The organism is Streptomyces sp. NPDC041970, from assembly GCF_055588985.1.
On record NZ_JBVJCD010000004.1, the window covers coordinates 176,466 to 185,584 of the forward strand.

At 73.9% G+C, this 9,119-nt stretch carries 6 protein-coding genes; 3 read left to right on the forward strand and 3 right to left on the reverse strand.

Going from position 1 to position 9,119, the window contains the following annotated elements; genetic code table 11:
• Positions 1-226 precede the first annotated feature (226 nt).
• The 3 genes from ACZ6EJ_RS04375 to ACZ6EJ_RS04385 all read left to right on the forward strand — a co-directional run bounded on the left by ACZ6EJ_RS04375 (position 227) and on the right by ACZ6EJ_RS04385 (position 6,022).
• Positions 227-1,324: an LLM class flavin-dependent oxidoreductase gene (locus ACZ6EJ_RS04375; protein WP_469264490.1), complete on the forward strand. Its 1,098-nt coding sequence runs from the start codon at positions 227-229 to the stop codon at positions 1,322-1,324.
• Between the two features lie 4 nt (positions 1,325-1,328).
• Positions 1,329-1,988, forward strand: a complete 660-nt coding sequence (locus tag ACZ6EJ_RS04380) for an FMN reductase (protein WP_469264492.1) — start codon at positions 1,329-1,331, stop codon at positions 1,986-1,988.
• A 224-nt stretch (positions 1,989-2,212) separates the two neighbouring features.
• Complete coding sequence (locus ACZ6EJ_RS04385; protein ID WP_469264494.1) at positions 2,213-6,022, forward strand: ATP-binding protein; 3,810 nt, start codon at positions 2,213-2,215, stop codon at positions 6,020-6,022.
• Positions 6,023-6,352: 330 nt separating this feature from the next.
• On the opposite strand, the gene ACZ6EJ_RS04390 is transcribed toward ACZ6EJ_RS04385, so the two are convergent.
• The 3 genes from ACZ6EJ_RS04390 to ACZ6EJ_RS04400 all read right to left on the reverse strand — a co-directional run bounded on the left by ACZ6EJ_RS04390 (position 6,353) and on the right by ACZ6EJ_RS04400 (position 8,923).
• Positions 6,353-7,210, reverse strand: a complete 858-nt coding sequence (locus ACZ6EJ_RS04390) for an ABC transporter permease (protein WP_469264496.1) — start codon at positions 7,208-7,210, stop codon at positions 6,353-6,355.
• Positions 7,207-8,178: an ATP-binding cassette domain-containing protein gene (locus ACZ6EJ_RS04395; RefSeq protein WP_469264498.1), complete on the reverse strand. Its 972-nt coding sequence runs from the start codon at positions 8,176-8,178 to the stop codon at positions 7,207-7,209. The genes ACZ6EJ_RS04390 and ACZ6EJ_RS04395 overlap by 4 nt, the downstream gene beginning before the upstream one ends.
• 97 nt (positions 8,179-8,275) lie before the next feature.
• The gene (locus tag ACZ6EJ_RS04400; RefSeq protein WP_469264500.1) at positions 8,276-8,923 is read right to left on the reverse strand and encodes an NADPH-dependent FMN reductase; all 648 of its coding nucleotides are present in this window, start codon (positions 8,921-8,923) and stop codon (positions 8,276-8,278) included.
• Positions 8,924-9,119: the final 196 nt, after the last annotated feature.

Sequence of the window (9,119 nt, forward strand, 5' to 3'; positions counted from 1 at the left end):
CGTGAGACCGGAGGGGGTGCGGAGCAGCAGCGGTACGCGGGGGGCTCGGCGGCGCGTGGGCGGGGTCGGGGTTTCGGAGGCGGCGGCGTGCGGATGGACGTGGAATAGGACGGGAGGGGGTCCCGTTGTAGGGTGTAGTTCAACGTTCAACCAATTACGGGCGGGCCCTCGGGCTCTCGGATCTCCGGATTCCGGCCAGGACCCAGGAAGCAGGAAGGCGGACGCCATGCAGTTCGGGATCTTCACCGTCGGAGACGTCACGACCGACCCCACCACCGGCCGGACCCCGACCGAGAACGAGCGGATCAAGGCGACCCTGGCCATCGCGCAGAAGGCCGAGGAAGTGGGCCTGGACGTCTTCGCCACCGGTGAGCACCACAACCCGCCGTTCGTCCCCTCCTCCCCCACGACCACCCTCGGCTACATCGCGGCCCGCACCGAGAACCTGATCCTGTCCACCTCCACCACGCTGATCACCACCAACGACCCGGTGAAGATCGCCGAGGACTACGCCACCCTCCAGCACCTCGCGGACGGCCGCGTCGACCTGATGATGGGCCGGGGCAACACCGGCCCGGTCTACCCCTGGTTCGGCAAGGACATCCGCCAGGGCATCCCGCTGGCCATCGAGAACTACGCCCTGCTGCACAAGCTGTGGCGCGAGGACGTCGTGGACTGGGAGGGCAAGTTCCGCACGCCGCTCCAGTCCTTCACCGCCACCCCGCGCCCGCTGGACGGCGTCCCCCCGTTCGTCTGGCACGGCTCCATCCGCTCCCCGGAGATCGCCGAACAGGCCGCGTACTACGGCGACGGCTTCTTCCACAACAACATCTTCTGGCCCATGGAGCACACCCGGAAGATGGTCGACCTCTACCGGCGCCGCTACGCCCACTACGGCCACGGCACCGCCGAACAGGCCATCGTCGGACTCGGCGGCCAGGTGTTCATGCGCCGGAACTCGCAGGACGCGGTACGGGAGTTCCGCCCGTACTTCGACAACGCCCCGGTCTACGGCCACGGGCCGTCGCTGGAGGACTTCACCCGCGAGACCCCGCTGACCGTGGGTTCGCCGCAGGAGGTCATCGAGCGGACCCTGACGTTCCGGGACGCCGTGGGCGACTACCAGCGCCAGTTGTTCCTGATGGACCACGCGGGCCTGCCGCTGAAGACGGTCCTGGAACAGCTCGACCTGCTCGGCGAGGAGGTCGTGCCCGTCCTGCGCAAGGAGTTCGCCGCCCGTCGCCCGGCCGGTGTGCCGGACGCCCCCGTCCACCCGGCGGTCGCCGCCGCCCGCGCCGCCCGCACCACCGAGAAGGAGGCCTGACCCCATGTTCGCCACGACCCCCCTGCGCGTCGTCGCCGTCTCGGCCGGGCTCAGCCAGCCGTCCTCCACCCGGCTGCTGGCCGACCGGCTGGCCGCCGCCGCCCGCGAGCGCCTCACGGCCGAGCAGGACCGGAACGTCGAGGTCCAGGTCGTCGAGTTGCGCGACCTCGCCGTGGACATCGCCCATCACCTGGTCAACGGGTTCCCCTCGGCCACGCTGCGGGAGGCGATCGACGCGGTGACGGAGGCCGACGGGCTGATCGCCGTGACGCCGGTGTTCACCGCCTCGTACAGCGGTCTGTTCAAGTCCTTCTTCGACCTGGTCGACCCCACCGCGCTGACCGGCAAGCCCGTCGTGCTCGCCGCGACGGGCGGCACGGCCCGGCACTCGCTGGTCCTGGAGCACGCCCTGCGCCCGCTCTTCGCCTACCTGCGGGCCGTCACCGTGCCGACCTCCGTCTACGCGGCGTCCGAGGACTGGGGCTCCTCCGGCGACGAGTACACCGAGGGCCTGCCCGCCCGCATCCGGCGCGCGGGCGGCGAACTGGCCTCGGCCGTCCTGGGCCGCACGGTCTCCGGAGCCCCGCGCACACGGGGCCTGGACGACGGGGAGGACGCGGTCGTCCCCTTCGAGCAGCAACTCGCCGAGCTGCGCCGGGGCTGAGGCGCGGGGACCGGTACGGCTGAGGGGCGGGGACCGGTTCGGCTGATGCGGCCGGTCAGGTCCGGTGAGGCGGGCGCGGCGCCCGTGCGGCGCCCTGCCGCACGGAGACCACGAGGTCGTACGGAGGCCCCGCGCGCGGGGCCTCCGTACCGGTGCCGTCGTCCGCTCATGGGACAGCGGCCGAATCGGCGGCCGTTGTCAGTGGGGGCTCCTATCGTGAGGGCATGACCCCTGCTCTCTTCGGGCGCGACCACCCGGCGGGCATCCTGCGCGCGGAGATCGTCCGGGCCACGGACAGCCACGGCGGTCTCGTGCTCGTGACGGGTGAGGCCGGGATCGGCAAGACCACCCTGGTCACCGACGCCGCGCACGAGGCGCGGCGGCGCGGTGCGCTGGTGGTGGGCGGCTCCTGCTGGGACTCCGACAGCACCCCCGGTTACTGGCCCTGGGTGCAGGTGCTTCGCGGTCTGCGCCGGTCCGCCACGGCGGCGCAGTGGGCGAAGGCCCAGGAGGCGGCGGACGGCCGGCTCGGCGTGCTCCTCGGCGACCCTGGTGCGAGCGCCCGCCCGAGTACGGAAGGCGACGCGCGTCCGAGCGCGGAAGGCCCCGCGCCGGGAGCCGAGGGCGGACGCGGCGAGAGCGCCGAGGCCGGTTCTCCGGAGGGGGCGGAGGCGTTCGGGCTCTTCGACGCGGTGACCACCGCCCTCGTCACGGTCTCCCAGGACCGGCCGCTGGTGGTCGTGCTCGACGACCTCCACAGCGCGGACCCGGCCTCGCTGCGGCTGCTCGAATTCGCCGCCCAGCACGCGTGGTTCGAGCGGTTGCTGCTGGTCGGCACCTACCGGGACGTCGAGGTGGAGGCCCCCGGACACCGGCTCCGCCAACTGATCCTGCCCCTGGTCTCCCGCGCCTCCGCCACCCTCACACTGACCGGGCTCGGCGTCGCGGAGGTCGGAGCGCTGATGGCCGTGACCACCGGCCGCGCACCCGCACCGCGCCTGGTCGAGGAGGTCCACCGGCGCACCGGCGGCAACCCCTTCTTCGTCGAGCAGACCGCCCGGCTCTGGCACAGCGGAAGCCCGATCTCCGCCATTCCGCCCGGAGTGCGGGAGGCGGTCCGGCAACGGCTCGCCCTGCTGCCGGAACCGGTCGTCTCGCTGCTGACCAGCGCCGCCGTGCTCGGCCGGGAGTTCGGCCGCCAGGTGCTGGCCGTGGTGCACGGGGCGCCGGCCCCCCACGTGGACCGGTTGCTGGAGCCGGCGGTCGTCGCCCGCGTCCTCGTCCCCCGCCCCTCCGGGCAGTACGCCTTCGCCCACGACCTGTTGCGCGAGACGCTGTACGCCTCCCTGGGCGACGCCGCCCGCGCCCGCCACGCCGACGCCGTGCGGGCCCTGGACGCCCATGGCGGCCTCGACGGCGCGGTGCGGGCCGGCGACCTCGCCCGCCACGCCCACCTCGCCGGCGATGAGCTGGAGCGCGACCGCCGGATCGACCTCCTCCTCGCCGCCGCCCGCGACGCCGCCGGGCGGCTGGCCGACGAAGAGGCCCTCGGCCACTACCGGCGCGCCCTCGCGGTGGCCTCCGACGAGACCGCGTACGAAACCCCGGCCCGCACGAGCGGCGACGCGGAAACGAGCGAGGCCGCTCGCACGGACAGCCCGACCGGCACGGCGACCGAAGCCGGCCTCACGGGCGGTACGGCGTCCGGCACGGGCGACACGACAGGCCACGCGGGCGGTACGGCGAGCGGAGCCGGCCTCGCAGGTGGCACAGCGGACGACGCGGCGGCCAGTACAGGCGGCACGGCGAGCGAGCCCGGCCTCACAGACGGTACGCCGGGCAGCCCTGGCGACGCGGCAGGCGGCACGGCGAGCAGCCCTGGCGACGCGGCAGACGGTACGCCGGGCAGCCCTGGCGACGCGGCAGACGGCACGGCGAGACGTGCCGTCCGTGCGACGGGAGCGGGTGCGGGCCCCGACCTCCGGCGGACCGCGTTGATCTGCCTCGACCTCGCCGGACAGCTCCGGCACTCCGGGGAGGTGGCCGAGGCCCGGCACGTCCTGGAGCGGGCGGTCGCCCTCAGCCGGAAGCTGGGCGAACCGGAGCTGCTGGCCCGCGTCGCGATCACCGCCCACCAGGAAGGGGCGCTCGGCGGCCGGGAATCCACCACGACCGGCCTCCTCGCCGAGGCGCACCGCAGGATCACCGGCACGGAGGGCCAGGACACCCTCTCCGACGACCGCCTCGCCCAGGAGCTGTCCGTCCACATCATGGCGCTGGCCCGGCGCGGCTCGGACGACGAGGCGCTCGCCTTCTCGCTCTGGGCGCGCCACGCCTCCGTCTGGGGCCTCGGCTCGGCGGTGGAACGGCTCGGCCTCACCGACGAGATGACCGTCGTCGGCCGCCGCACCCAGGACCAGGACATGGAGCTGCACGCGTCGTCCATGCGGTGGGTGACCCTCCTGGAGCTGGGCGACCCGGCCTTCCTCGACCAGTTCCGTACGTTCGTCCGGCTCGCCGAGCGCAGCGGGCTGGCCCGGTTCGCCCTGGCCATCGCGGTGGACTCCAGCCTGATCGCCTCGTTGCAGGGCCGGTTCGCCGAGGCGACCGACGCCCTCGACCACGAGAAGCTGGCCCACCAGGACCACGACGAAGCCGCCTACGGCTTCATGAACCGCCACCTGCACTGGTCCCTGTATCTGCTCCAGGGCCGCTTCGCGGAGGCCGAGGAGGTCCTCGCCGCCCTGCCCGCCTCCGGCTACCCCCACCCCGAGCTGCTGACCGCGCTCACCGCCGTCGAGCAGGGCGACAGCGGGCCCGCCCTCCGCCTCCTCACCGAGCAGGCGGACCGCCCCGCCCCCTACCCTCGGGCGTTCCTGCCGATGTGGCTCCGGCTGCTGGCCCAGACCGCCGCCGCCACCGGGGACCCCCGGCTCATCACCCGAGCGGAGGACGAACTCGCCCCCCACACCGGCCAGTGGGTCGTCTCGCTGTACGGATGCGACATCGGCGGCCCCGTCGACCTCTGGCTCGGGATGCTCGCCGCCGCCCGCGGCGACCAGGACGCCGCGGTGGCCGCGCTCACCGAGGCCGCCGCCGCCTCGGAGCGCCTCGGCGCCCGCCCCTGGGCCGTACGCGCCCGACTGCACCTGGCCCGCTCCCTGCTCGCCCGCGCCACCGGGGACGACGCCGCGCGGGCCCGTCGGACGCTCACCGACGTGGCGCGCGAGGCGACCGTGCTGAGCCTGGACCACCTGGCGACCGAAGCCGCCGCCCTCCTCCGACCACCCCGCGCCCCCGCTCCCGAACCCGAACCCGCCGCCTCCTGGGGTCCCATCGCCACCCGCCTCTCGGCCGTCCCCCGGACCGCCGGGGCGGGAGCACCGGTGGAGCCCGGCTCCAGCAGTCCCGAGGACGAGGCGGCGGCGGCCCCGGCCATGCGCGCCGGGTCCCCGGAGCCCGGCCATCCGGCCCGACCTGCCGCCCCCGCCGCGGAGTTCCGGCGCAACGGGCCCGTCTGGCGACTGCGGTGGGACGGCGTGACCGTGCACGTCCCGGACGCCAAGGGCCTGCGCGATCTGCACACCCTCCTGGGGCTGCCCGGCTCCGACGTCCCCGCCGTCCACCTGCTCGCCCCCGAGGGCGGCAGCGCCGTCGTCGCCGCCGGGCGGTTCGGCGGCGACCCCGTGCTCGACGAGGAGGCCAAACGCCGGTACAAGGAACGCCTGGCCCGGTTGGACGCCGAGATAGACCGGGCAGCGGCCCGGAACGACACCCGGCAGGTCGAGGAGTACGACCGCGAACGCCGAGCCCTCCTCGACGAACTCCGCACGGCCGCCGGGCTCGGCGGTCGGACCCGCCGGCTGGGCGATCAGACCGAGCGGGCCCGCAAGACGGTCACCGCCCGCATCCGCGACACCCTGCGCAAGCTGGACTCCCTGCACCCCTCGCTGGCCGCCCACCTGAAGGCGTCCGTGTCGACGGGCACCACCTGCGCCTACCGCCCCGACCCCTCCCCCGCCTGGCGGCTCTGACCCCGCCCGACCGGTACGGCACCAGAACGCCCGACGGGTAGGGGACCGGACAGCCCGGCCGGTACGGCACCGGAACGCCCGACGGGAACGGGACCGGAAACCCGGCAAGTACAACACCGGGGCGCCCGACCGGTACCGCACCGGGGCGGCCCGCCCGCCACGGCACCGGGGGCGGCCCACCCGACGCCGGGTTCCCCCCGGACCTGGAGCCGCCCCGGCCGAACCGGCCCGACGGGTGCCGGGGCGACCCCGACCCTTCGCCGGGTGCCGACACCGGCACCCGGTGGCACCCGCCGGCGGGGGCGCGCGGGGCGGGCCCGGTGTCCGGGGTCACTTGCGGTTGTAGAGCCGCATCGTCACCGCGCCGAAGACCACCAGGAACAGCGCGGACCAGCCCAGCGTCCAGGCGATGTCGGCTGCGGGCCAGTCGCCCGCCGCCAACGCGCGGACCGCCGTGGCGAGATGGGTGACCGGGCTGTTGTTCACGAACGCCTGGAGCCAGCCCGGCATCGTCTTCGGGTCGACGAACACGTTGCTGAGGAACGTCAACGGGAAGATCACCATCATGCTGACGCCCATCACCGACTTCTCGGTGCGCAGCAGCAACCCGAACATGGTCCAGATCCAGGAGAACGCGAAGGAGAACACGACCAGCAGCGCTATCCCGGCCAGCATCCCCGGCGCACCGCCGCCCGGCCGGTAGCCGATGATCATGCCGACGGCCAGCATCACCAACGAGGCCAGCACATAGCGCAGGACGTCACCGAGGAGATAGCCGACCATCGGCGCGGGCCGCCAGATCGGCAGTGTCCGGAACCGGTCGAACACGCCCTTGGCGATGTCGGTGTTGACCGCGACACCCGTGTACATCGTGATCATCACGACGCTCATCACCATGATGCCGGGCAGCAGGAACTGGATGTACTCCTCCGTGGAGCCGGCCAGCGCCCCTCCGAAGAGATAGGTGTACATCAGGACCAGCATGATCGGGAAAGCCGTCACGTCGAAGAGCTGTTCCGGCACGTGTTTGATCTTCAGCATCGCGCGCCAACCGAAGGTCAGGGACGCCGACAGGGCGCTGGGTCGCGGTGGGCGGTCCTGGCCGATCAGGAGCTCCGAGAGGCGTTCGGCGTCCGGTGCGGCCAGCTCGACGCCTTCCGGCTCCGCCTTGGTGGTCGCGGTGCTCATGCCGCCACTCCCTTCTTGTCCGTGAGAGCGAGGAAGACCTCGTCGAGGCTGGGCTGTCCCAGCGAGAAGTTGTCGACCGTGATGCCGCACCGGGCCAGCTCCGCGAGGGCCCGTCCGGCCTTCTCCGCCGCGCCCTGACCGGTGTTCTCCCCGTTGATCCGGGCGGTCAGCGCCACCGGGTCGGCGTCCGGCTGGACCGACGCGTCGAGCGCGGCCGCGAGCACCCGCTGCGCCTCGGCCCGCTGGCCGGCGTCCCGTAGCCGCAGGTGGACGGTGCCGGAGCCGACGGACGCCTTGAGCTCTCCCTTGGTGCCCTCGGCGATGACCCTGCCGTGGTCGATCACGGCGATGCGGGAGGCCAGTTGGTCGGCCTCGTCCAGATACTGGGTGGTCAGCAGGACGGTGGTGCCGTGGGAGACGACGGCCCGCACGATGTCCCACACCTGGTTGCGGCTGCGGGGGTCGAGTCCGGTGGTCGGCTCGTCCAGGAACAGCACGTCCGGGGTGTTCAGGATGGAGGCGGCGATGTCGATGCGCCGCCGCATCCCTCCGGAGTAGTTCTTCACCTGCTTCCCCGCGGCCTCGCTCAGCCCGAACCCCTCCAGCAACCGGGCCGCCCGGTCGCGGGCGGCGGGCTTGGAATGGCCGAGGAGCCTTCCCAGCAGGACGAGGTTCTCCGTGCCGGTCAGGTCCTCGTCCACCGAGGCGTACTGCCCGGTCAGGCTGACGCGGCTGCGGACCGCGTCGGCGTCCTTGACCACGTCCTTGCCGAACACGCGGGCCGTCCCCCCGTCGGGGCGCAGCAGGGTCGCGAGCATCCGGACGGCGGTGGTCTTGCCGGCGCCGTTGGGTCCGAGGACCCCGTAGACGGTGCCGGTCGGGACGGCGAGGTCGATGCCGTCCACCGCGCGGTTCTCACCGAAGACCTTCACCAGCCCCTCGGTCTCGATGGCCAGTTCAGTGCTCATGTTTCCTTCTCTGTCGTGCGTCGGGTGCGCGTCTGTGCTCTGGGGCGGTCGAGGGGGCGGGCGGAGGAAGCGGGCGGGGCCGGGCCCGCGTGCCGGGTCACGAGACGTACGGGCGGGCGGCGCGCGCGTCGCGCAGGGCCCGGCCCCACCAGCCGAGCTGGTCGAGCATCAGCCCCACCGCCCGGTCCCGAGCGCCGTCCCCGGCCCGGTCCTCCAGCGGCTGCCGGAGGAAGTCGAGGGCGACCCCGTTCCGCAGGGTGACCGTGTGCAGCTCGGTGAAGACCGAGCGCAGGTGCTCCACCGCGTACAACCCGGTGGAGCCGTGTCCGTAGCTCACGAAGGCGACCGGCTTGGTCTGCCATTCGTCGTAGGCGATGTCGATGGCCTGCTTCAACGAGGCGGGGAACGAGCGGTTGTACTCCGGGGTGACCACGACGAAGGCCTCGGCCCCGTCGATCGCCTCGCTGAACTCCGTCATCCGGTCCGTCGCCCGCTCCGGGTAGTGCACGGGGAAGTCGAACTCCGCGAGATCCAGAACGGCGAGGTCCAGCTCGCCATGGCCCCGCGCCCGCTCCATGAACCAGCGGCCGACGGCGTCGCCGAGACGCCCTTCGCGGGTACTGCCGATGATCACCGCCACACGCAGCGGATCGCCGCTCCCCCGGTCCCTTGCCGCCGCCTCCACACCGACTCCGGCGTCACCGCCCCTGCCGCCGTCACCGTCGCCACTCCTGCCGTCCGTCATCACTCGCTCCTCCTCCCGCCTCACCGCCGCCTGCCGGAACTGCCGGGGCGATCCGCCCGGTCAAGCCCCGCCGCGCGCTCACCCCTTGGGCGCCAGACGGCGAGGGGGGGGGGGGGGGGGGGGGGGGGGGGGGGGGGGGGGGGGGGGGGGGGGGGGGGGGGGGGGGGGGGGGGGGGGGGGGGGGGGGGGGGGGGGG